This window comes from Paenibacillus sp. lzh-N1, assembly GCF_002872435.1.
Lineage (GTDB): Bacteria > Bacillota > Bacilli > Paenibacillales > Paenibacillaceae > Paenibacillus > Paenibacillus polymyxa_C.
The window spans coordinates 2,447,501-2,470,552 of sequence record NZ_CP025696.1; the positions used below are offsets into that span (position 1 = coordinate 2,447,501).

At 44.6% G+C, this 23,052-nt stretch carries 18 protein-coding genes, 11 tRNA genes and 2 rRNA genes (1 of these 31 running past the window's edge); 26 read left to right on the forward strand and 5 right to left on the reverse strand.

Annotated features, from left to right (window positions below):
* From C0638_RS11130 to C0638_RS11235, 22 genes are all read left to right on the forward strand, one after another.
* Positions 1–2,591, forward strand: a 23S ribosomal RNA gene (locus C0638_RS11130); it begins 335 nt to the left of the window's first position.
* A 78-nt stretch (positions 2,592–2,669) separates the two neighbouring features.
* A 5S ribosomal RNA gene (gene rrf / locus C0638_RS11135) occupies positions 2,670–2,786 on the forward strand.
* 18 nt (positions 2,787–2,804) lie between these two features.
* A tRNA-Asn gene (locus C0638_RS11140) sits at positions 2,805–2,880 on the forward strand.
* Positions 2,881–2,883: 3 nt separating this feature from the next.
* Positions 2,884–2,956: transfer RNA gene (locus tag C0638_RS11145), tRNA-Thr, on the forward strand.
* An 11-nt stretch (positions 2,957–2,967) separates the two neighbouring features.
* A tRNA-Glu gene (locus C0638_RS11150) sits at positions 2,968–3,039 on the forward strand.
* Between the two features lie 11 nt (positions 3,040–3,050).
* Positions 3,051–3,126 (forward strand) — tRNA-Val (locus C0638_RS11155).
* A gap of 55 nt (positions 3,127–3,181) precedes the next feature.
* A tRNA-Gln gene (locus C0638_RS11160) sits at positions 3,182–3,256 on the forward strand.
* 4 nt (positions 3,257–3,260) lie between these two features.
* Positions 3,261–3,336 (forward strand) — tRNA-Lys (locus C0638_RS11165).
* Between the two features lie 12 nt (positions 3,337–3,348).
* Positions 3,349–3,429: transfer RNA gene (locus C0638_RS11170), tRNA-Leu, on the forward strand.
* Between the two features lie 10 nt (positions 3,430–3,439).
* Positions 3,440–3,514, forward strand: a tRNA-Gly gene (locus C0638_RS11175).
* Between the two features lie 5 nt (positions 3,515–3,519).
* Positions 3,520–3,596: transfer RNA gene (locus C0638_RS11180), tRNA-Arg, on the forward strand.
* Positions 3,597–3,618: 22 nt separating this feature from the next.
* Positions 3,619–3,692 (forward strand) — tRNA-Pro (locus C0638_RS11185).
* Between the two features lie 9 nt (positions 3,693–3,701).
* Positions 3,702–3,772: transfer RNA gene (locus C0638_RS11190), tRNA-Gly, on the forward strand.
* 726 nt (positions 3,773–4,498) lie between these two features.
* The gene (ppc, locus tag C0638_RS11195) at positions 4,499–7,291 is read left to right on the forward strand and encodes a phosphoenolpyruvate carboxylase (RefSeq protein WP_040102797.1); all 2,793 of its coding nucleotides are present in this window, start codon (positions 4,499–4,501) and stop codon (positions 7,289–7,291) included.
* 190 nt (positions 7,292–7,481) lie between these two features.
* Positions 7,482–8,048 (forward strand): RNA polymerase sigma factor SigW, encoded by a 567-nt coding sequence (gene sigW, locus C0638_RS11200; RefSeq protein ID WP_058712327.1) that lies wholly within the window; start codon positions 7,482–7,484, stop codon positions 8,046–8,048.
* Between the two features lie 150 nt (positions 8,049–8,198).
* Positions 8,199–8,822, forward strand: a complete 624-nt coding sequence (locus C0638_RS11205) for an anti-sigma factor (protein WP_013373238.1) — start codon at positions 8,199–8,201, stop codon at positions 8,820–8,822.
* 220 nt (positions 8,823–9,042) lie between these two features.
* A complete protein-coding gene (gene cdaA, locus C0638_RS11210) occupies positions 9,043–9,876 on the forward strand; it encodes a diadenylate cyclase CdaA (RefSeq protein ID WP_013373237.1) in 834 nt (277 codons plus the stop codon).
* Positions 9,873–11,342 carry a CdaR family protein gene (locus C0638_RS11215; RefSeq protein WP_040102798.1) on the forward strand — a complete coding sequence of 490 codons (1,470 nt, stop codon included), beginning with the start codon at positions 9,873–9,875 and terminating at the stop codon, positions 11,340–11,342. Before cdaA ends, C0638_RS11215 begins: the two co-directional genes overlap by 4 nt.
* Positions 11,343–11,402: 60 nt before the next feature.
* A complete protein-coding gene (glmM, locus tag C0638_RS11220) occupies positions 11,403–12,743 on the forward strand; it encodes a phosphoglucosamine mutase (protein WP_017427765.1) in 1,341 nt (446 codons plus the stop codon).
* A gap of 630 nt (positions 12,744–13,373) precedes the next feature.
* Positions 13,374–15,206 carry a glutamine--fructose-6-phosphate transaminase (isomerizing) gene (gene glmS, locus C0638_RS11225; protein WP_058712328.1) on the forward strand — a complete coding sequence of 611 codons (1,833 nt, stop codon included), beginning with the start codon at positions 13,374–13,376 and terminating at the stop codon, positions 15,204–15,206.
* Positions 15,207–15,690: 484 nt separating this feature from the next.
* Positions 15,691–16,038, forward strand: a complete 348-nt coding sequence (locus C0638_RS11230; RefSeq protein WP_058710334.1) for a helix-turn-helix transcriptional regulator — start codon at positions 15,691–15,693, stop codon at positions 16,036–16,038.
* 139 nt (positions 16,039–16,177) lie between these two features.
* A complete protein-coding gene (locus tag C0638_RS11235; RefSeq protein ID WP_058710335.1) occupies positions 16,178–17,575 on the forward strand; it encodes a hypothetical protein in 1,398 nt (465 codons plus the stop codon).
* A gap of 96 nt (positions 17,576–17,671) precedes the next feature.
* On the opposite strand, the gene C0638_RS11240 is transcribed toward C0638_RS11235, so the two are convergent.
* The 4 genes from C0638_RS11240 to C0638_RS11255 form a co-directional block, all read right to left on the reverse strand.
* Positions 17,672–18,166, reverse strand: coding sequence for an arsinothricin resistance N-acetyltransferase ArsN1 family A (locus C0638_RS11240; protein WP_058710336.1), 495 nt, complete (start codon positions 18,164–18,166; stop codon positions 17,672–17,674).
* A 24-nt stretch (positions 18,167–18,190) separates the two neighbouring features.
* A complete protein-coding gene (locus C0638_RS11245) occupies positions 18,191–18,982 on the reverse strand; it encodes an arsenite methyltransferase (RefSeq protein ID WP_058710337.1) in 792 nt (263 codons plus the stop codon).
* A gap of 61 nt (positions 18,983–19,043) precedes the next feature.
* The gene (locus C0638_RS11250; protein WP_058710338.1) at positions 19,044–19,223 is read right to left on the reverse strand and encodes a hypothetical protein; all 180 of its coding nucleotides are present in this window, start codon (positions 19,221–19,223) and stop codon (positions 19,044–19,046) included.
* 61 nt (positions 19,224–19,284) lie between these two features.
* On the reverse strand, positions 19,285–19,734 hold the full coding sequence (locus C0638_RS11255; RefSeq protein WP_058710339.1) for a MarR family winged helix-turn-helix transcriptional regulator: 450 nt from the start codon (positions 19,732–19,734) through the stop codon (positions 19,285–19,287).
* A gap of 131 nt (positions 19,735–19,865) precedes the next feature.
* Between C0638_RS11255 and C0638_RS11260 the strand changes: the two genes are divergently transcribed.
* The 4 genes from C0638_RS11260 (at position 19,866) to C0638_RS11275 (ending at position 22,561) form a co-directional block, all read left to right on the forward strand.
* Positions 19,866–20,216, forward strand: coding sequence for an ArsR/SmtB family transcription factor (locus C0638_RS11260; RefSeq protein WP_058710340.1), 351 nt, complete (start codon positions 19,866–19,868; stop codon positions 20,214–20,216).
* A 142-nt stretch (positions 20,217–20,358) separates the two neighbouring features.
* Entirely contained in the window at positions 20,359–21,648 is a 1,290-nt protein-coding gene (locus C0638_RS11265) for an arsenical efflux pump membrane protein ArsB (protein ID WP_058710341.1), read from the forward strand.
* A gap of 25 nt (positions 21,649–21,673) precedes the next feature.
* Positions 21,674–22,093, forward strand: a complete 420-nt coding sequence (gene arsC, locus C0638_RS11270; RefSeq protein ID WP_058710342.1) for an arsenate reductase (thioredoxin) — start codon at positions 21,674–21,676, stop codon at positions 22,091–22,093.
* A gap of 30 nt (positions 22,094–22,123) precedes the next feature.
* Positions 22,124–22,561 (forward strand): protein-tyrosine phosphatase family protein, encoded by a 438-nt coding sequence (locus C0638_RS11275; protein WP_058710343.1) that lies wholly within the window; start codon positions 22,124–22,126, stop codon positions 22,559–22,561.
* A 118-nt stretch (positions 22,562–22,679) separates the two neighbouring features.
* Here the strand turns inward: C0638_RS11275 and C0638_RS11280 are convergent, their stop codons facing one another.
* Positions 22,680–23,012: a hypothetical protein gene (locus C0638_RS11280; protein ID WP_058710344.1), complete on the reverse strand. Its 333-nt coding sequence runs from the start codon at positions 23,010–23,012 to the stop codon at positions 22,680–22,682.
* Positions 23,013–23,052 lie beyond the last annotated feature (40 nt).

Here is a 23,052-nt window from a genome sequence, read left to right on the forward strand (position 1 = left end):
TTAGATGAAGAGGTCTGGAAAGGCCCGCCAGAGAAGGTAAAAGCCCTGTAGTTCAAAACCTGTTCCCTCCGAGACGGATCCCGAGTAGTGCGGGGCACGTGAAACCCCGTATGAATCCGGCAGGACCATCTGCCAAGGCTAAATACTCCCTGGCGACCGATAGTGAAGCAGTACCGTGAGGGAAAGGTGAAAAGCACCCCGGAAGGGGAGTGAAATAGATCCTGAAACCGTGTGCTTACAAGAAGTCAGAGCCCGATCGATGGGTGATGGCGTGCCTTTTGTAGAATGAACCGGCGAGTTACGTTCCCGTGCAAGGTTAAGGTGAAGAGCTGAAGCCGCAGCGAAAGCGAGTCTGAATAGGGCGAATGAGTACGTGGACGTAGACCCGAAACCGGGTGATCTACCCCTGTCCAGGGTGAAGGTGCGGTAACACGCACTGGAGGCCCGAACCCACGCATGTTGAAAAATGCGGGGATGAGGTGGGGGTAGCGGAGAAATTCCAATCGAACCCGGAGATAGCTGGTTCTCCCCGAAATAGCTTTAGGGCTAGCCTCGGAAAGAAGAATCGTGGAGGTAGAGCACTGATTGGGTGCGGGGCCCGCAAGGGTTACCAAGCTCAGTCAAACTCCGAATGCCATAGATTTAGTTCCGGGAGTCAGACAGTGAGTGCTAAGATCCATTGTCGAAAGGGAAACAGCCCAGACCATCAGCTAAGGTCCCCAAGTGTGTGTTAAGTGGGAAAGGATGTGGAGTTGCACAGACAACCAGGATGTTGGCTTAGAAGCAGCCACCATTGAAAGAGTGCGTAATAGCTCACTGGTCGAGTGACTCTGCGCCGAAAATGTAACGGGGCTAAACACACCACCGAAGCTATGGCTTGATGCTTGCATCAGGGGTAGGGGAGCGTTGAATGCGGGTTGAAGGTGTACCGGAAGGAGCGCTGGACTGCATTCAAGTGAGAATGCCGGTATGAGTAACGAAAAGATCTGTGAGAATCAGATCCGCCGAAAGCCTAAGGGTTCCTGAGGAAGGTTCGTCCGCTCAGGGTAAGTCGGGACCTAAGGCGAGGCCGATAGGCGTAGTCGAAGGACAACAGGTAGAAATTCCTGTACCACCGTAATCCGTGATGAGCGATGGGGTGACGCAGTAGGGTAGTGACGCGGACTGATGGATGTCCGTCTAAGCAGTGAGGCTGATGTGTAGGCAAATCCGCACATCGTTAAGGCTGGGCTGTGATGGGGAGCGAAAATTGGAGTAGCGAAGGTCATGATCTCAGACTGCCAAGAAAAGCCTCTAGCCAGGAGAAGGTGCCCGTACCGCAAACCGACACAGGTAGGCGAGAAGAGAATTCTAAGGCGCGCGGAAGAACTCTCGTTAAGGAACTCGGCAAAATGACCCCGTAACTTCGGGAGAAGGGGTGCCTCGGTAGGGTGAATAGCCCGAGGGGGCCGCAGTGAAAAGGCCCAAGCGACTGTTTAGCAAAAACACAGGTCTGTGCGAAGCCGCAAGGCGAAGTATACGGGCTGACGCCTGCCCGGTGCTGGAAGGTTAAGGGGAGTGGTAAGCCTTCGGGCGAAGCTATGAACCGAAGCCCCAGTAAACGGCGGCCGTAACTATAACGGTCCTAAGGTAGCGAAATTCCTTGTCAGGTAAATTCTGACCCGCACGAATGGCGTAACGACTTGGGCGCTGTCTCAACGAGAGATCCGGTGAAATTTTAATACCTGTGAAGATGCAGGTTACCCGCGACAAGACGGAAAGACCCCATGGAGCTTTACTGCAGCTTGATATTGAATTTGGGTACGATCTGTACAGGATAGGTGGGAGCCGTAGAACTTTGAGCGCCAGCTTGAAGGGAGGCATCCTTGGGATACCACCCTGATCGTATCTAGGTTCTAACTTGGTACCGTGATCCGGTGCGAGGACAGTGTCAGGTGGGCAGTTTGACTGGGGCGGTCGCCTCCTAAAGAGTAACGGAGGCGCCCCAAGGTTCCCTCAGAATGGTTGGAAATCATTCGAAGAGTGCAAAGGCAGAAGGGAGCTTGACTGCGAGACCTACAAGTCGAGCAGGGACGAAAGTCGGGCTTAGTGATCCGGTGGTACCGTATGGAAGGGCCATCGCTCAACGGATAAAAGCTACCCTGGGGATAACAGGCTTATCTCCCCCAAGAGTCCACATCGACGGGGAGGTTTGGCACCTCGATGTCGGCTCATCGCATCCTGGGGCTGAAGTAGGTCCCAAGGGTTGGGCTGTTCGCCCATTAAAGCGGTACGCGAGCTGGGTTCAGAACGTCGTGAGACAGTTCGGTCCCTATCTGTCGTGGGCGTAGGAAATTTGAGAGGAGCTGTCCCTAGTACGAGAGGACCGGGATGGACGTACCGCTGGTGTACCAGTTGTTCCGCCAGGAGCACCGCTGGGTAGCTATGTACGGAAGGGATAAGCGCTGAAAGCATCTAAGCGTGAAGCCCCCCTCAAGATGAGATTTCCCAATACGTAAGACCCCTTGAAGACGACGAGGTAGATAGGTTGGGGGTGGAAGTGCAGTAATGCATGGAGCTGACCAATACTAATCGGTCGAGGGCTTATCCTAAAGATAAGACGCAAGGAAGTTTCGGATCCAGTTTTCAGGGTGTAACCTTGAAGTTAGAATTTGCGAGGCAAATTCATGTTTGGTGGCGATAGCGGAGGGGTTCCACACGTACCCATCCCGAACACGACCGTTAAGCCCTCCAGCGCCGATGGTACTTGGACCGCAGGGTCCTGGGAGAGTAGGACGCCGCCAAGCGAGTTTTATAATTATTATTCCCTGATAGCTCAGTTGGTAGAGCACTCGACTGTTAATCGAGTTGTCACAGGTTCGAGTCCTGTTCGGGGAGCCATTTGCTCTCATAGCTCAGTAGGTAGAGTGCATCCATGGTAAGGATGAGGTCACCGGTTCGATCCCGGTTGAGAGCTTGTTACAGGATGGCCCGTTGGTCAAGGGGTTAAGACACCTCCCTTTCACGGAGGTAACAGGGGTTCGAATCCCCTACGGGTCATAGGATAGTATGGAGGCTTAGCTCAGCTGGGAGAGCATCTGCCTTACAAGCAGAGGGTCGGGGGTTCGATCCCCTCAGCCTCCACCATATTTTATTCTCTTACATGGATGAAATATAGGGGAATTGTGAATCATATGCATATTGGGGATTAGCCAAGCGGTAAGGCAACGGACTTTGACTCCGTCATGCATAGGTTCAAATCCTATATCCCCAGCCATTAAGAGCCATTAGCTCAGTTGGTAGAGCACCTGACTTTTAATCAGGGTGTCGAAGGTTCGAGTCCTTCATGGCTCACCATTATCATTGTATGCGCGTGTGGCGGAATTGGCAGACGCACTAGACTTAGGATCTAGCGTCTTTGACGTGGGGGTTCAAGTCCCTCCACGCGCATCCTGTTTTTGCGGACGTGGCTCAGCGGTAGAGCATCGCCTTGCCAAGGCGAGGGTCGCGGGTTCGATTCCCGTCGTCCGCTCCATATTTGCGCCCTTAGCTCAGCTGGATAGAGCGTTTGACTACGAATCAAAAGGCCGGGAGTTCGAATCTCTCAGGGCGCGCCATCTTTTTAAAATAATATAATATCGGGATGTAGCTCAGCTTGGTAGAGCACCTGGTTTGGGACCAGGGGGTCGCATGTTCAAATCGTGTCATCCCGATACTGATTTGCGGGTGTAGTTCAATGGTAGAACTTCAGCCTTCCAAGCTGATAGCGTGGGTTCGATTCCCATCACCCGCTTACCGATTACCTAGAAGCCGAAAGGCTTCTTTTTATTTTGTCCACAATACATTAACTTCTATGTATATAGAGCATTAAATGATGCCTCTTATCATGCACGGTTGGGGATGACTTGTGCATATCCTATATAGGCTTTTATCACCTAGACCCGGATTTCCCCTCTTACGGCCCCCTTTTTCCTGTAGTAAGGCTAAATTCGTGATCAAATTCATTGAAAATAGGAATCCTATAATTATTATGTTGCGAAATTCATGGTGATAACTTTACATCTGCTCCTTTTGTTGTGCACACTCTTCTTTATTTATGTGGTTAACACGTAGAAATTAATGAGTAAACAGATTTAGAATACTGAGATTATGGCTTTTTTGTGTATATCTTTGTGGATAGAGCGCAATGAATTTCACTTTGTCAACAAATAATAAACATATACACATCATGACACAAGAATTTGTACCTTTGAAAACGCACCTTTTAAAAGAGACTGTGCATAAAGTTTCGCACATCAATAGTTATAAAATCAGGTTTAATTTTTAAATTTCATTATTATGTATATATAACCAATATATTCTCCAAAAAAGTATTTCAAAAGCATGATTTTTTCCTGTAAATTTTGCAGCTTTTCATACGTTTTTATTGTATGATGTTAAGAAAGTGTCAAATTTCGTGTGTATACGTACCTTTGCTACAACTGAATAGGTGTGGAACAGATCAGATGGGGGGAAAAGCATGACTGAGCTTACGTTAACCGCTAACAAAAACCAATCCAACAATCTGCTACGGCGGGACGTTCGTTTTCTAGGAAATATTCTTGGTGAGGTTTTGGTTCATCAGGGTGGCAACGAACTTTTGGATATCGTGGAGAAAATACGTGAGGCAAGTAAATCGTTACGTGCCGGGTATCAGCCGGAGTTATACGAGAATTTCAAACAAATGGTCAGTGGACTGGATACGGATATTCGTCACCAGGTTATTCGCGCGTTTGCGATTTACTTTCAGTTGGTGAATATCGCTGAGCAGAACCACCGTATTCGTCGTAAGCGGGATTATGAGCATTCCGCTGGTGAAGAGGTTCAACCCGGTTCTATCGAAAGTTCCGTTCAGGAGCTTAAACAAGGAGGCTTCTCCGCTGAGGACGTTAGCAACATGTTGAATGAGCTCTCCTTGGAACTGGTCATGACTGCACATCCTACAGAAGCAACACGACGAGTAATTCTGGATATCCACAAACGTATTTCCGAAGACGTCATGCTGCTGGATAATCCGATGCTTACTTTGCGTGAGCGAGAACAGGTACGGGAAAATCTGCTTAATGAAGTAATTACACTGTGGCAGACGGATGAGCTGCGTGATCGAAAGCCAACTGTATTAGATGAAGTAAGAAATGGAATGTATTATTTTCATGAGACCTTGTTTCATGTATTGCCGGATGTATACCAAGAACTGGAACGATGTTTGGTCAAATATTATCCTGAGCAAAAATGGCACATTCCAACTTATTTGAGATTTGGTTCTTGGATCGGTGGAGACCGAGACGGGAATCCATCTGTTACAGCTCATGTGACTTGGGAAACGTTACGTATGCAACGTAAGCTGGCTTTGAGAGAGTATCAGCACACGCTGAAAGAACTCATGGGTTACTTGAGCTTCAGTACCAGCATTGTGCGGGTTTCTGATGATTTGTTGGCTTCTATTGAAGAAGATCGCGCCCACATCACACTTAAAAAAATGGAAGTATGGCATAACGAAAAAGAGCCTTATCGCATCAAACTGGCATATATGATTGCTAAGGTGAATAACGTTTTGGATGAAAGCAAACAGGGTACCAAGGAGCGCTACAGCTCCGCGGAAGAACTTATTGCAGACCTGAATGTTATTGACAACAGCTTGCGCCATCATTTTGCTGATTATGTGGCAGACACGTATATCCAAAAGATGATTCGTCAGGTAGAGCTATTCGGGTTTCATACGGCTACGCTGGATGTGCGTCAGCATAGTCAGGAGCATGAAAATGCGATGACTGAAATTCTTTCTAAAATGAATATTGTGTCAGATTACAGTAAGCTGTCAGAGGAAGAAAAAATAGATCTGCTGGAACAGCTGCTGAATGAACCGCGTCCGATTACTTCGCCGTATTTAAAATATAGCGATAGCACACAGGAATGTCTTGATGTATATCGTACGATTTATTTGGCTCAGGAGGAATTTGGCAAGCAGTCCATTACAAGCTACTTGATCAGTATGACCCAAGGGGCCAGTGATTTGCTTGAGGTCATGGTATTAGCCAAAGAGGTGGGCCTGTTCCGCATCGAGAAGGATGGCACTGTCATCTGTACGCTGCAATCCGTTCCTTTGTTCGAAACGATAGATGATTTGCACGCTGCACCTGATATTATGAGAAGATTGATGAACCTGCCTGTATATCGACAATCTGTAGCCGCCATGGATGAGCTTCAGGAGATCATGCTTGGCTACTCGGATAGTAATAAGGATGGCGGTGTGGTTACAGCGAACTGGGAACTTCGGGTCGCTATGAATAGCATTACGGAAGTAGTAAACGAGTATGGCGCAAAAGTGAAGTTTTTCCACGGACGTGGAGGAGCGCTGGGGCGTGGAGGAATGCCACTTAACCGCAGTATTCTGGCTCAGCCTCCTCATACCATTGGTGGAGGAATTAAGATTACGGAGCAAGGCGAAGTGCTATCATCCCGCTATTCGCTCAAGGGGATTGCATATCGGAGCTTGGAGCAGGCGACATCGGCGCTAATTACGGCTGCTGCCTATCATCGCTCGGGAAAGAAAGAAGTGTTCGAGGAAAGCTGGGAGGAGATTATTGCCCGTATTTCCGAGGTATCACTGGAGAAGTATCAGGATTTGATTTTCCGAGACCCGGATTTCTTTAGTTTCTTCAAAGAATCTACACCGTTGCCTGAGGTAGGCGAGCTGAATATTGGATCTCGCCCGTCCAAGCGTAAGAATAGCGAACGTTTTGAGGACTTGCGCGCCATTCCGTGGGTTTTTGCGTGGACACAAAGTCGTTACTTGCTACCCGCTTGGTATGCGGCAGGAACTGGTTTGCAAAGCTACTATCAAAACAATGAAGATAACCTTAAAGTGCTGCAAACGATGTTTAGAGACTCTGCTTTCTTCCGGTCGCTTATTGATACACTGCAAATGGCAATCGCTAAAGCGGATTTGCTGATTGCAGAGGAGTACGCTGGGATGTCGGATAATGAAGAAGCACGACAACGTATATTTGGACAGATTTCTGCAGAGTTCAAGCTGACATCTGAGTTGATTTTGAAAATAACCGGACAATCCGAGATTTTGGACGATGTACCTGTTATTCAGGAATCTATCCGGTTGCGTAATCCTTATGTTGATCCGTTAAGTTATTTGCAGGTTCAATTGCTAAGTGAGCTACGCGAGCTACGTAATCAGAACGGTGATGATGCTGAAATGCTGCGTGAGGTACTGTTGACGATTAACGGAATTGCCGCAGGCTTGAGAAACACAGGCTGATATAGTTTGGCTGTATGATACAGGCAATCGGGTACTCATGGAGTGCCCGATTGTGCTGTGTTTATAGTAATGACGCACGAGTTTGTTACTTGTGTCCATACTTCAGTTGATTTCTGGATAAAATTAAACTACGATGAATAATCATAAACATATAATAAGTAACCCATCAGCAAGTCTGGGGGAGTATAGAGTGGATAATATGGAAAGCCGCTTGGTTAGGCTGGTGCAGAAAGGTGATCAGCGAGCTTTTGCGGAGTTAGTCGAGTTATATAAAGATCGGATTTTTCATCTTTCCTACCGGATGTTAGGTAATCGTCATGAGGCGGAGGATTTGGTGCAGGAAACCTTTTTGCGTGTGTATCGAAATTTGGAAAAGTATGACCATGGGCAGAAGTTCTCAACCTGGATTTATCGGATTGCTACAAATCTGTGCATTGATCGTCTGCGAAGAAGAAAACCTACATACTCACTGGATGCTGAAATGAATGATCAGGAAGGTGTTGATGGGTACGCCATGCTTGCCAGCGATGAGCTTACCCCTGAAGGGAGTACGCTGTTGTCGGAAACGCAAGCTTTGATTCATGACGCCATTGACAGCCTTCCGGATAAATACAAGACGATTATGGTTTTACGGTACTTGCAGGAGCTTTCCTTGCAGGAAATTAGCGACGTGCTCAATCTCCCAGTTACCACAATTAAGACAAGAGTACACAGGGGACGGGATTTTTTACGCAAAAAATTGGAGCACAAGCTATAAATGATGTGCATACATTCTAGGAAAAGAGCCTGCGTAGATGTTTTTATGAAACATAATGCTCGTTGTAACGTATGTAAGATGAGCAAAGTTTCTAAGCCGGAGCATGTTATGTTGAGAAACACGGAAGAATATTAGAAAGGATTGGCTCATATGGATTGCAAACAAGCCGTCTCTTTTATGCATGACTATCTAGATGGCGACCTGTCTGAGCAGGACAAACATGAGTTGGAACAACACTTGTTAGACTGCCCGGAATGCCGCATGCGTTTTAAAGAGCTGGAGCGGACGGATGCGATGCTTTACGGTACACGCTATCATCAAGTGCCGTGTGTATCGGATGAGCTGACATTTCGCATTATGAATGCTTTGCCGCCGCATAAAAGACAGCCTGCGGTGCCTATGCTAACTTGGGTGAAGAGGCATCCCGCTGTAACAGCTGCCGCCTTCTTCCTTATTGTGATATGCTCAAGTATGGCCAGCTTTTCTAGCACGGACCATCAATTGGTAGTCAAAGGAAGCAATCTAGATCAAGTTGTTATTCAGGGCGATACTGTAATTGTACCTGAAGGGAAATCCATTGCCGGAGATTTAACAGTACAAAATGGTGAGGCCCGTGTATACGGTGATGTGGAAGGAAATCTTACTGTGATTGACGGCTCTTACTATCAAGCTTCAACCGCCCATATTGCAGGACAGGTTAAAAGTATCGATCAAACCTTGGACTGGATTTGGTACAAGGTTACCGATTTGTTCGGGGGACCGTCTTCTCCATAAAAGAAGCTTGAATGGCAAGAACGATATCGAGCGCCTTTTTCCGCTGGAAAAGGCGTTTTTTTGTATATGAATCTGGCGAATCGTACTGTATTTTACTGATTTTGGTGATTCTTTTGTCGCACAGCTTGCAACGTGAGCCTGATCGTTATAACCTAGATAGAGAGAGCATACTGTGTACATATTACACCCACTCACTACAGAAAATTGCGGGGGCATGCGCATGTTGGATTATTTTGCGGACCTGACTTGGAAAGAGTCCATTAAAGATATTATCGACATTTTAATCGTAACCTATATTATGTATCAGCTTATTTTACTTGTTCGCGGAACGCGAGCAGTTCAATTGTTAAAAGGAATTCTGTTCCTGGTCGTTATTTGGGCGGTTAGTACCTGGTTTGATTTGTACACGCTCAAGTGGTTGATGAATCAGATGTTCACCTTTGGTGTAGTGGCTATTTTTATTATTTTTCAACCTGAGTTGCGTCGTGCTCTAGAGCAGCTGGGACGTGGTAAATTATTTGGGCGTTCGTCAGTAGATGATGAAGAAATCAATAAGTTAATTGGAGAAATGATTAAGGCGCTGAATTATTTATCACGTAGAAAAATAGGAGCATTGGTCGTATTCGAGCGAGAGACAGGGCTGAATGAATATACGGAGTCTGGTATCAAGACACAGGCCGTAGTTAGTTCTGAACTGCTAATTAACATCTTCATTCCCAATACGCCTTTGCATGATGGTGCGGTGATTATACAAAATAAACAGATTGCTTCTGCGGCCTGCTATTTGCCATTATCGGAAAATCCCTTCATTAGCAAGGAGTTGGGAACCCGTCATCGGGCTGCAATTGGCGTGAGTGAGGTAACTGATGCCGTAACTGTCGTGGTATCGGAGGAAACAGGGCAAATTTCGTTGGCTATCAATGGTCAGGTCGTACGAGACATTAAGGAAGAATCCCTAATCTCCAAGCTGTATGAGGAGTTGCGGCCAACACCGTCACTGAAGGAAAAACGCGGCTCATTCTGGAATCGGAGGGGAGGCCGTGGAAATTCATGATGGACAAATGGATTAACAATAATACGATTTCCAAGATATTGGCGCTTGCGGTTGCTATAATGCTGTGGGGAATGGTTCATCTGGATACAGGTACACCTTCGTCTACGTTGACCGTTTCTTATAATAATAAAATAATTGATAATGTGGCCATTCAGGCCAGTGGTCTGGATGATTCAAAATATGTGCTGTCTACTATGGACACGGATCATGTAAAGATGGAGGTCAGAGGACAGCGCTCTGTCCTGACTACTTTTTTCGCAGATAATTATCAGGCAAAACTAAACTTAAGCGGCTTAGGAGCAGGTACTAAAACATTGTCACTTGAACCGGATTTGCCGGATGGGGTGGAATTGGTATCGATGACTCCTAACCGTGTTACAGTAACAATTGAGGAAAAACAAACGAAATCATTTAATGTATCTATAGTATCTAAGGGTAGTCCAGATGCGGGGCTACAGCTCGGCAAGCCTGTGATTGCTCCTCAAACGGTAAAGGTTACTTTACCCAAAAGCCAGTTGAATACCGTTACTGCGGTGCAAGGGGCTGTTAATACGGATGGCATTTCAGAAAAGTTTGAACAGAAACGTGTAAAACTGAAAGCTTATAACAAAAAGGGACAGGAACTCACAGGTGCGGTCATTGAGCCATCCACGGTGTCCGTTGAAATCCCAGTCACTCAGCAGGCGAAGTCTGTGCCTGTCAAGATAGTCTATTCCGGAGAGTTGCCAGACGGATTGGCGCTTTCTAAAGTAAACGCAAACGTGAAGGAAGCAGCGGTATATGCATCACAGGATGTATTAAGCAGCCTCAGCTCTTATGTCACGGTTACACTCGATCTGAGTCAATTTACGGAAGCGGGGACCCGTACGGTTCAAGCTAATTTGGCAGCTCCCTCAGGTTCTGATAAAATCGAGCCAGGGTCAATACAAATTCAGGTGACTGTCGTTCCTTCCAATGAAGTTACAGATACGGAACGGACGCTGTCAGGCATCCCAATCGTTTTACAAGGTGCAGGAGATGGAGCTAATGCGACTGTCATAGCGCCCACAGGCAAGACGATGGATGTTACTGTGAAGGGTCCTCAGGATTTGGTAAACAATTTAACCAATGATGACGTTAGTTTGGTGGCAAATGTAAGTGGCCTCTCGGCTGGTCAACACGAGGTTACTTTGAAAGTAGGCTTGCCTAAATACATTACACAAGCCGGGAATGCCGGCCAACTAAAGGCAACGGTAAACATTGAGAGCCCTTCTACGCCTGCTGTAACGAATCCGAATAGTGAGAATGAATCAAACCCCTCAGGTAGTGGTGATAAGGGGCAGGAGAGGCCACAGGAGGGGCAGGGCAATCAAGGTGGCAACTCTGACGCTAATACCGGGGACAACGCAGCTGCGGAGGATAAAACAAATCCTCATAACGGCGCAGAATCTTCTGCGAATGGAACCTCGGAGAACAGTCAGCCATAACATGTTTTATTCGTAGTAAATGATCAAGATTTATTAGACAAAAAAAGGGAGTCATTTTACATGGGGAAATATTTTGGTACAGATGGTGTACGAGGCGTTGCTAATCAGGAACTAACAGCCGAACTGGCATATAGCATTGGCCGCTGCGGCGGATATGTCTTAGCAGGTAATGTAGAGAAACCGACAGTTGTGATTGGTATGGATACACGGATATCCGGGCTGATGTTGGAATCGGCACTGGTAGCCGGGTTGTTGTCCATTGGGGCTAATGTGGTTCGCCTAGGTATTGTTTCGACGCCTGGGGTGGCATATCTCACACGGCAATTGAAAGCGGACGCTGGTGTAATGATCTCAGCATCTCACAATCCTGTTGAGGACAACGGGATTAAGTTTTTTGGCGGCGATGGGTTTAAATTAACCGATGAAACGGAATTGAAAATTGAAGAGCTTATGGATGCAAAAGAAGACCAATTGCCTCGTCCGATTGGCAGCGGGTTGGGCACGGTTGTTGTAGACGAGCATTCCCGCTACGATTATCTGGAGTTTTTGAAAACAACAATTAGTCATTCTTTTGAAGGTCTAAAAATTGTATTGGACTGTGCAAACGGAGCAGCTTATGAGCTGGCGCCGAAGCTTTTTGCGGATTTGGGAGCTGAAGTGCACACGATCGGAGCGGAGCCAAACGGATTGAATATCAATGATCATTGTGGCTCGACTCATCCTGAAAAGCTGAAAGAGGAAGTGCGCCGCTTGAAAGCGGATATTGGGCTTGCCTTTGACGGCGATGCTGATCGCCTGATCGCAATTGATGAGAACGGGGAAGAGGTAGATGGAGACTACATTCTCTGTATTTGCGGAGATGCAATGAACCGCGCTGGAAAACTCAAGGACAGCACCATTGTATCGACAGTAATGAGTAATATCGGTTTTTATAAAGCTACTGAAAAGCTGGCTCTCAAGACTGCAAAAACTGCGGTCGGAGACCGTTATGTGATGGAAGAAATGCGTCGGGGTGGATTTAATCTGGGCGGTGAGCAGTCTGGTCATGTTATTTTCCTGGATCACAATACGACAGGTGATGGCATGTTGACGGGGATTCAGTTGGTAGATACCCTGAAAGCTTCCGGAAAGAAGATGAGCGAGCTAAAATCGCTTATGAAACAATATCCGCAAGTGCTTGTGAATGTACGTGTGCAGGACAAACGCAATTACGAGGGGAATCCTGCGATTGCAGAAGCCATTGAGCAGGTGGAACAACAATTGGGCGATAATGGGCGTGTATTGGTCCGTGCTTCAGGTACAGAGTCGCTTATTCGTGTAATGGCCGAAGGCCCGGATAAGGATGAGCTGGAGCAGTTTGTCGGACAGATCGTAGATGTCGTGAAAAAAGAATTAGTTTAAAATTTTGTAAACTTAGGTTGCCTGTTAAACATAAGCAGGCAACCGCATTTACGGTTATTCACTAAGGATTTAACGCCTTTAGGGTGTAATTATGAATAAAGTGTCATTGCCAAATGATGCTCTGCTGAATATAATATAGGGATGTTGTGACTCAAATAGAGAAAGCGAGGGTTGTGAGGTAACGTAATACAAGCGCCAGAGCTTGATTTTGTGCGGGGGAACTTGGTGGAGAAGCAATAGATTCCGTTGAGATGATATTGCTCGCATCGGTTCACGACAAAGCAAGCTGACGAGGTGAAGGTGTTCGAAACATTCGGCGGGGACCTTCCGGTGAAGCATCAACCCGTAAACCGGCAGCGGAAAATGAACAGGCAACTGTTTACACAACGCACCGGTAGATGCCCAAATTATTTTATAACCTAAATTATAAGATTCATTTCATGAATGTGCGGCCATCATCATTGGCGTGCGCGGTTTGGGAATTTCGTTACATTCGTGAAGAGATGCCTGTAAATTCTATAGTTATCATTGACAACTTCATAGATGAATGAACTTTATTCCACAATCTACCGCACACGTTAGTCCTGTGATGAGTCGTCTTGTGAAATGATGATCGGGAGGATAACGAATATGTGTGGCATTGTAGGATATATTGGTAATCAGAATACGCAAGAGGTATTGATTGACGGACTGAAGAAGCTGGAGTATCGCGGGTATGATTCTGCGGGTATTGCCGTGTTTACAGATTCAGGACTGCAAGTAGCCAAGGCAAAAGGTCGTCTAGCGAATCTGGAAGCTAAACTGGATGGTACACCGTTGGTAGGCCATGCAGGCATCGGACATACACGTTGGGCAACACACGGTAAACCTTCTGATGAAAACTCCCATCCACATTTGGATGAGAGCCAAAAGTTTTCTGTAGTTCACAACGGAATTATTGAGAACTATCTGGAACTGAAGGAACAGCTGATCGGCGAAGGTCATACCTTTATTTCCGAAACGGACACAGAAGTTATTTCCCATCTGGTAGCGCGTGAGTATGAAGGAGATATTGTTAAAGCAGTACAAAAAGCAATTACCTTTATGCGCGGTGCTTTTGCACTGGGAGTGCTGACCGAGCACGAGCCTAATAAGCTGGTAGCTGTTCGCCAAGCCAGCCCGCTGGTTATTGGTGTGGGAGAAGGCGAGAACTTTATCGGTTCCGATATTCCGGCTATTCTGAAATATACACGCAATGTATTTATTTTGAACGATGGCGAAATGGCTGTTCTGACTAGTGATGCTGTCGAATTAATGACAATCGAAGGCCAATTTATTTCTCGGGAAATGATTCATGTCGAATGGGATGCTGTAACAGCGGAAAAAGGCGGATATGAGCATTTCATGTTGAAAGAAATTCACGAACAGCCTAAGGCTTACCGTGATACAATGTTGGGCCGTATCGATAAAGACACTAAAAAGGTTGTTCTTCCAGAGCTGAAGCTGACAGAAGAACAAATTAAAAATATCCGCAACATTCAAATTGTAGCGTGTGGTACAGCTTACAATGCTGGTTTGATTGGTCGTACGGTTATTGAAAGTATGGCTCGTATTCCGGTAGAAAACGATGTAGCTTCCGAGTATCGCTACCGTTCTCCTATCGTAACACCTGAGACATTGGTGATCGTGGTGAGTCAATCCGGTGAAACTGCTGATACCTTGGCAGCACTGCGTGAAGCACAAGCAAACGGAGCGCATGTACTGGCGATTACAAACGTAGTTGGTAGTTCCATCGCCCGTGATGCAGATGATGTGTTGGTTACACTGGCAGGACCGGAAATTGCCGTAGCCTCCACCAAAGCGTATTCTTCCCAGTTGATTGCGTTTTATCTGTTGGGTCTGTATCTGGCTCAAGTACGCGGCACACAAACGAATGAGCAAGTAGCTCATGTGCTGGCTGCTATGGAATCACTGCCAGAGCAAGTAGAAGAGATGTTGAGTAAAGCAGATGCGATCAAAGCCTATGCTGAGCAAATCGCTAGCAACAAGCACCTGTTCTTTATTGGTCGTGGTCAGGACTATGCTGTAGTACAGGAAGGTTCCCTGAAACTCAAGGAAATCTCCTACATTCATTCCGAGGCATATGCTGCGGGTGAGTTGAAGCATGGTACACTGGCATTGATCGAAGAGGGAATTCCAGTTATCGCTTTGGTAACTCAGGAATCCGTGTTGGAAAAAACCGTGAGCAACATTAAGGAAGTTAAAGCTCGTGGCGGTGACGTGCTTGCAATCACGTATGAAGAGCACGCTGTTGAGCTACTGAAATCCGTGGATCAAGTATTTGCAATTCCAAAAACACTTCCGATTCTGTCGGCTGCCATTTCAGTTATAGCTCTCCAATTGTTAGCCTACTATGCATCACTTGCACTGGGTCATGATGTTGATAAACCACGTAACCTGGCGAAAAGTGTTACTGTAGAATAAGCATTAATAAAATTCTAAATTAATGTTGTGTACAGACAATAAAGTTGTGTACTAAACAATAAAGTTGTGTACTAATCGAGAAATAGACAATAAAGTTGTGTACTAATTATTAATATCAGATAACAATAATATCACCTTTTTAGTAAGTATTTAACAAAAGCCCGATGAGCAAGTATCATCGGGCTTTTTTATTAAATTAAGAAGGGGAACTGCTTGGCCTTAGTCAGAACGAGCATAAGTTACATAACGAATCAAATACCCTCAAATCCCTTCCTGTAGTTGTATCAAAAGTACTCTTTAGTGATTTGGAGCAGGAAAATTTCAAGTCTCTGTTGAAAAATACTATGAAAAATCAAAAGCTTTTGTAATGATATGTAATGGGTTGTAATAATTGTTTTTATGTTTAAATACAACAAAATTTATAATCTGAGTATTTATTTTATGATTTTAGAATATTTATAATTTATGGATAGTAGGTGAGATAATGAAGTCTTTGGGCGAAAAGATAAAGAGTATAAGAAAATTAAATATGCTTAATCAAACTGACTTTTCATCAACTATTGGTGTTTCTCAGGGTACTTTAAGTGAATTGGAAAAAGATAAGTACAAACCATCCTTAGAAACCATAATTGCCCTAAAACTAAATTTCGACGTAGATTTAGATTGGTTGTTGCTTGACGAGGTGGCGATTCCTTATAGTGGAATATTTCATGTTAAAATAGATGATCTTGAATCAAAATTAATCTCAGGATTTCGAAAGTTGGACTTTGCTGACAAAGAGGAAATAGGGGAGATTGTAAATTTGAAGCTAAAACGGTATAGAGATAAATGAACTAAGCTGGGGACTTACTTTTGAAAAACCTTCTATAATTATGTTTTAGGTTCACATTTGACATATGATCCGTCCGACAGAGATGGGTACACGACAATTATTATAAATAAAATTTGATCTGAGGACGGGAGAGAGAAAGTTGGACGGAGCTATATTGGAACTTGCTAAAACAGATGTACGTGAAGCGATGAGAAAAGAACTACAAATGAACCAACTGTTTGTCGAAAATAGCGTCGTTTACCGCAACACACCGCGACTGTTTAAAATTCAAGTATTTACGGCTATGGCACGTAACGAAGTTCTTCGCCATTTTCTCAATCTGGAAACCTCCATGCAGACTCCTAACAGTTTGAAACCTGACCTCCCAATGAGCGAAGCATATCATCATTTGATGAACAAAATAGGTGCTACAAGCTATGCTCATCATGTGAAAGTAAAAGCGGAGCATCAATTGTTTCTGGATTACACGCATGCTGATTATAAAAGGAAGAGACATTTCCTCGATGAAGTATTACCGGAGCAACCGAAATTATCAAAGATATGGGGAGCATTTTTAAATGGGTTGGGTGTCGCCTTTAGCATAATTTACGATTATCGGGGGATTCCACTTCTAGTGGGATTTGGACTATTGATATATTTTAATCATTCACCATCCTATACACCTTCACATTCTGGATTTTCAAAGGGGGGGCATTCTTCATTAGGAAATGGGCCTACTTTTGAGGTGAATGAAAGTACAAATATAGGTAACCCAGATGAAAAGTCAGTCTCAGATACGCCACAAGTAATCGATGATTCGAGTCAAACTGGCTTTGGAAATGAAGGAGACAGCGGGCATGATTCTCCGAGTCCTGTTAACGAATCTCAAAAGATCAATAATGATGGTAGTGAGAAGATTGCATCTTCAGATATGGTAAGCAATGAGACGGAGTTGACAGCTTCTTCCGAGAAAAGCATGGTTATAGAAGAAAATACTAATTTCTTTACTCTAGGATCTCCAAAGGAAAAGGTGATCGATGTTATGGGAACTTCGACGTCAATCATCGGAAACTCATGGGGCTATGGGGAATCAAATGTGGTATTAGACTCTAATGACCATGTCATTGGTTGGAATAATATCAACCATAATTTGAAAGTATCTATGGGTCCCAAAAAGAAGGGGGCTGCACCATTTACGATAGGATCTTCTATCCAGGATGTAATTGATGCCATGGGTACCCCGACGTCTATCATTGGTGACTCATGGGGCTACGATTATTCGTCAGTACAGCTTAATTCAAGTAGTGAAGAGGTTATTGGTTGGTCAAACATTAGTGAGAACTTAAATGTATTTATGGGTCCACGAATAAAAACTGCAGCTCCTTTTACGAAAGGGTCCTCCAAACAGCAAGTGCTTCATGCCATGGGTACCCCTACATCCGTGATTAGGGATTGGTGGGGATATGGTTTTTCGACGGTTCAATTCGATTTAAATGGTGAAGTTACAAGTTGGTCAAATATGGATAATAATCTTAAAGTCACGATGAACTCAAAGTGAGGAGCCTTTCCTTTACTTGTTTGCTACATTTCACGCAAATGGTTGTTAAAGAAAAGATAGCAAGACCATTTGGACAAGTCCTGCTATCCATATGGTTTATATCAATTTTTCCATAATCATAACGTCTATATACTGGCCGTCCATAACCCCTTGTTTTTCAAAAATACCGACTTCACGGTAACCAATCTTCCGATAAAGCCTCTGACCGTTTTCATTAAAGGGAAAGGTGAATAGGACGATCTTATAAAAATTGTTTTTCTTGGCCACTTTCTCTAATTCCGAATGAAGCGTACTACCAACGCCTCTACTTCGGAAGGTTCGGTCTACGTAAATCGATAGGTCTGCTACACCATCATAAGCACAACGATGAGAATAACGATTCAAAGAAGCCCAGCCAACCACGATCCCATCCGTTTCTGCGACCAATACGGTGTAACGATTTTGATGTTCTCTAAACCAGTTAACTATATAATCGAAGTCTTTGGCTTCCGTCTCTAGTGTAGCTATCCGATCTTCAATCCCCTGATTGTAAATGTCTAGAATACGGTCCAGATCTTCTGAGGTTGCTGTTCGAACGTTCAATATTGGCATGCTGATCCCCCACCCATAAGCACATTAGGCTTTCTTGGCCTTTATGATCGCAGAAACAATGTAATTATCCACGTTTGCACCAGGTACCCAATCTTTGATGAATGATTTGGACTCATCTTTAGGCTCGATGCTAATACTCGTAAATCCACTCTGCAGAAGCATGGACTTCACTTCTTCCAATGAAGACGCGCCGGAAATACAGCCGGAATACAACTCGCTCAGGTCATTTTTTATTTCAGAAGGAAGCTCTGCAGTAGTAATGATATCGGAAATTGCTAGTCTGCCGCCCGATTTCAGAACACGAAAGGCTTCGTTGAAGACCTGCTGTTTATCCGGTGAAAGGTTGATTACACAATTGGAGATAATCACATCTACTGTGCCATCTGCTACTGGCAGATGTTCGATTTCTCCTAGACGAAAATCAGTGTTTGTGAAATTCCCCTTAGCTGCGTTACTGCGGGCCCGGCTGACCATATCTGGGGTCATATCGACTCCGATGACTTTACCGTCCTCTCCTACTTGTCGTGAGGCCAAAAAGCAGTCAAATCCACCGCCGCTGCCCAAATCTAAGACGATTTCACCAGTCTTTAATTCAGCAATAGCTTGCGGGTTACCACAGCCAAGACCGAGATTTGCTCCTTGGGGAACAGCTGTTAATTCCTCTGTGGAATAACCCATTTGTGAAGAGAGGGCATCCACATCAGGCGGGGCCCCACAGCAGCTACCTGCTGCGGGGGGATTGACTTCCTTAACGGCAATTTGTTGGTAATGCTTCCGTACATTTTGGCGGATTTCATCATTCGTAGGTTTATTCATTGCAAAACACTCCTTTAAATTGGATAGATGGAACAGAATTTTAACAGCTATTATGTTTTAGTTAGCAGCAAGGCGCGCAGCAGATGGAGGTTTGCACTGGTTTAGGAAGAAAAAAGTCAAAAGACAACCGGCTTTTTTTAGAATTTGCATGTGACCATTTCCAAACAGATTGAGATCGGTGCTGCTTTTCCAGTTCATGAGCTTTCATCAGGTATTCTGCAACATAGATGTTTTCATTCATTTTTAATACCTCCAACGATATGAATTCGATAATTGTAATTTGCAAGTATAAGGAGTGACTATTATCCTTTCACCGGAAAACAGCATTTGCTGGATCTAGCCATAGCATCATTAAAGAGTTTTACGGACCGTATCACCGTTTCTCGTTCAAAGTCGGTCAAATACGAAAAAACTTCGTTTAAGTAGTCATTCATTTGTGTGTCAATGGTGGTCGCTACATATTTACCTTCCACGGTGAGGGACAAGGTATAGACTCTACGATCACTAGGGTCCGGCGTTTTCTCAACCAGATTCATCTTGGTTAAGCTCTGAACCTGTCTACTAAACGTGGTGATATCGGTTCCAAGGGTTTCAGCAATTTGCTGCATGGAGGGTTTATGCTGGCGATCAATTTCATAAAGAATATGACTTTGAACCGGAGAAATGTCGTGCCCACCCACCGTACAACAGTTTTTGTTCAGTAAGCCTAAACGACGGGTCATGTTTTGAAATAACTCTCGTGTATTTTCCATGTATGTTTCACCTCATGCCTTAGTTATATATTATTAATTTGCAAATTGCAAGTAATATTCCTGGTTGATTTCAAAATGAATTTGAATTAGCATATAAGCATACAGTTATATTAATGGAAGGAGGCTACGCATTGGAGCAACTTGGTTATGTAGCCGATCATTTAAAGCTATTGGGGGATAAAACCCGGCTGGCGATGCTTTCTCTATTAAGAGAAAGAGAATGGTGCGTCTGCGAATTTGTAGATATCTTTGATATGTCGCAGCCCGCCATTAGCCAACATTTGAGAAAATTAAAGTCGCAAGGGATGGTAAAAGAAGAAAGACGAAGTCAGTGGGTATACTATTCCCTAAACGTAGACGACAAACCGCATATTCAAGCTGTTCTTGAGTGTATGCCGGATTCAAAGCGGATTTTAAAATGGCTGAATAAAGAGGGACCCATAGCAACTTGTGGACCGGATTCCTCAGGCTGCTCTTCCTAAAGATTGTTCAGTTTATCTCCTTGCCGGGGATAAATGTTGTCTTCAATATAAGTATATGATTATAAGATTATGGAAAGAGGAGGAATCAGTAAAACGAGAAGATGAGAACTATAGATATCACGGGTAATGGAGGTTTTGAACATTGGTTTGGTTGGCATGCATTATATTTTTAGCCACTTTAGTGTTGGTGATCTGGCAGCCTAAAAATTTGTCTATTGGCTGGTCCGCCTGCGGAGGAGCTGTACTTGCTCTACTGGTAGGTGTCGTCGATTTGCATGATGTTTGGGAAGTGACTCAGATTGTCTGGAATGCAACCCTGGCTTTTGTGGCCATCATCTTGATTTCGTTGGTGCTTGATAAAATCGGATTTTTCGAATGGGCGGCGCTTCACATGGCACGAGCTGCAAGGGGAAGCGGAACCCGCATGTTCGTGTATGTGACTATTCTTGGAGCTGTTGTCGCTGCTTTTTTTGCGAATGACGGTGCGGCCTTAATTCTGACACCCATTGTTCTAGCGATGGTTCGAGCACTTAAATTGGATGAGAAAATGGTTTTTCCGTTCATCATAGCGAGTGGTTTTATTGCGGATACGACGTCGCTTCCACTTGTGGTCAGCAACCTGGTGAACATTGTATCAGCCGATTTTTTTGGCATCACGTTTATGGAATATGCGGGTCGTATGGTTGTACCTAATTTATTTTCCTTATTGGCTAGTATTGTAGTACTGTATCTCTTTTTCCGTAAAAGGATTCCAAAAACGTTTGATGACGCACAATTAATGGCACCTACAGAAGCGATTAAAGATCCAAAAATGTTCCGTATGTCCTGGATTGTTCTCGCGGTGCTGTTGGTTGGCTACTTTGCATGCGAATTTTTTAGTATTCCTGTCTCAGTCGTAGCCGGTATTATAGCCATCTTTTTCCTGTTGCTGGCGAGAAAAAGTCCTGCGGTACCGTTGAAAGAAGTCATCAAGGGTGCTCCATGGGCTATCGTATTTTTCTCTATCGGCATGTATGTAGTGGTGTATGGTCTGCGTAATGCCGGTTTGACGGATCTGCTGGCTCATGTGATTCAAGCGGCTGCCGATCAAGGTATGTTTGTAGGCACCATGGGCATGGGTTTTATCGCGGCGGTTATCTCATCGTTGATGAATAATATGCCTACGGTCATGATTGATGCGCTTGCCATTAATGCCACCCATACGACTGGAATAGTCAAAGAAGCGCTGATTTACGCTAATGTAATTGGATCGGATTTGGGTCCGAAAATAACCCCGATTGGTTCATTGGCCACTTTGCTATGGCTACATGTGCTTAGCTCTAAAGGTGTGAAAATATCTTGGGGAACTTATTTTAAAACAGGCATTGTTTTAACGATCCCTACTCTTTTTATTACGCTATTAGGCTTGTATCTGTGGTTAGTCATTTCATAATTGAACATTAAAGGAGACGTTTCCCATGGAGAGAAAGACAATTTACTTTTTGTGTACTGGTAATTCTTGTCGGAGTCAAATGGCAGAAGGATGGGCTAAGAAATATCTAGGAGACAATTGGAACGTATATAGTGCAGGCATTGAGGCGCATGGCCTTAATCCTAAAGCGGTGCAAGCGATGAGTGAAGTAGATATCGATATTTCTGGTCAAACTTCGGATATTATTGATCCTGTCTTGCTGAACAGCGCCGATCTGGTGGTGACGTTGTGCGGGGACGCGGCTGATAAATGCCCTATCACTCCTCCACAAGTTCGCCGTGAGCATTGGGGATTTGATGATCCGGCCAAAGCTGAAGGATCGGAAGAAGAGAAATGGGGCGTCTTTCAGCGGGTTCGTGACCAGGTAGGAGAACGCATTAAACAATTTGCAGAAACCGGAGAATAGCAGTTACTGCTATAACTGGATAGAGGGAGAATGATTAAGGTGAATTATCATGCGCTTGTTGAGAACAAAGTATATATTGGCGGAGAGAGTGCATTGCTTCAAGTTCTTCGGGAGCAAGAGATCACAGATGTTTTTGATCTGCGAGATAACGGTACAGAGGCAGAGGGCTTTCCGGCAAAGGTAACACGTCACCATTATCCGATTGTGGAACATGAGACTGGGCAGGAGGCTTCTGTGCAAGCTGCTATTCAGGCGGTAAAAGAAGCAGTGAACAGCGGGAAGACCGTGTATTTCCATTGCGCCGGCGGACGGAATCGTACAGGAACCGTAGCAACGGGAGTGTTACTTGAGTTGGGTTTAGCTACCACAGTGGAAGAGGCGGAAGCCTTGGCCAAAGAAAAACGTCCGGATATCAATATCAAGCAAGAAATGCGTGATGTGTTGAAAGGTTTTTATCCATCCAAGTAATTTAATCGATACAGTACAGGGACAATTTCCTAAGGGAGATTGTCCTTATTTTCTTTCAAGAAGCATGGATTAATGCTATTTTTAGCATTCGAGATTTAATGACGGACCCAATAGGAAATTATCTCTTCAAATGTAATACTTGTTGTCTGACTTCCTTTTGCTGCGATCTACGTTGTTCTTCCATGTCGTCATGATGTTGTTTCCGCTCACGTTGACTCTTATTTTTAATGTGTTTAATGGCGTTACTGATTTCTAAATGATAGCCATCTGGATCAAGTTGTTTTTTCATCTTATCCTTTCCACAAGACTCTCCATCGTACCACGCTATTTGGAGTTGAAAAGCGACTTCGTCCGCAAGTGCTTCAGTTGGAAGCTCCATGATGAATGCTTCAGCGACCCCATCCCTTAACACCACACAGTATCTACTGTTATGAACAATTGAATAGTACAATCTGGAGTTCCTCCTTTTGGAATGTTGTTTTGTCATACGC

Coding starts and splice junctions, on each gene's coding strand:
- ppc (WP_040102797.1), top strand. CDS start 4,499: ATGACTGAGCTTACGTTAACCGCTAACAAAAACCAATCCAACAATCTG.
- C0638_RS11215 (WP_040102798.1), top strand. CDS start 9,873: ATGATGGACAAATGGATTAACAATAATACGATTTCCAAGATATTGGCG.
- C0638_RS11250 (WP_058710338.1), bottom strand. CDS start 19,223: ATGAATGAAAACATCTATGTTGCAGAATACCTGATGAAAGCTCATGAA.
- C0638_RS11255 (WP_058710339.1), bottom strand. CDS start 19,734: ATGGAAAATACACGAGAGTTATTTCAAAACATGACCCGTCGTTTAGGC.
- glmS (WP_058712328.1), top strand. CDS start 13,374: ATGTGTGGCATTGTAGGATATATTGGTAATCAGAATACGCAAGAGGTA.
- C0638_RS11230 (WP_058710334.1), top strand. CDS start 15,691: ATGAAGTCTTTGGGCGAAAAGATAAAGAGTATAAGAAAATTAAATATG.
- glmM (WP_017427765.1), top strand. CDS start 11,403: ATGGGGAAATATTTTGGTACAGATGGTGTACGAGGCGTTGCTAATCAG.
- cdaA (WP_013373237.1), top strand. CDS start 9,043: ATGTTGGATTATTTTGCGGACCTGACTTGGAAAGAGTCCATTAAAGAT.
- C0638_RS11245 (WP_058710337.1), bottom strand. CDS start 18,982: ATGAATAAACCTACGAATGATGAAATCCGCCAAAATGTACGGAAGCAT.
- C0638_RS11240 (WP_058710336.1), bottom strand. CDS start 18,166: ATGCCAATATTGAACGTTCGAACAGCAACCTCAGAAGATCTGGACCGT.
- arsC (WP_058710342.1), top strand. CDS start 21,674: ATGGAGAGAAAGACAATTTACTTTTTGTGTACTGGTAATTCTTGTCGG.
- C0638_RS11205 (WP_013373238.1), top strand. CDS start 8,199: ATGGATTGCAAACAAGCCGTCTCTTTTATGCATGACTATCTAGATGGC.
- C0638_RS11275 (WP_058710343.1), top strand. CDS start 22,124: ATGATTAAGGTGAATTATCATGCGCTTGTTGAGAACAAAGTATATATT.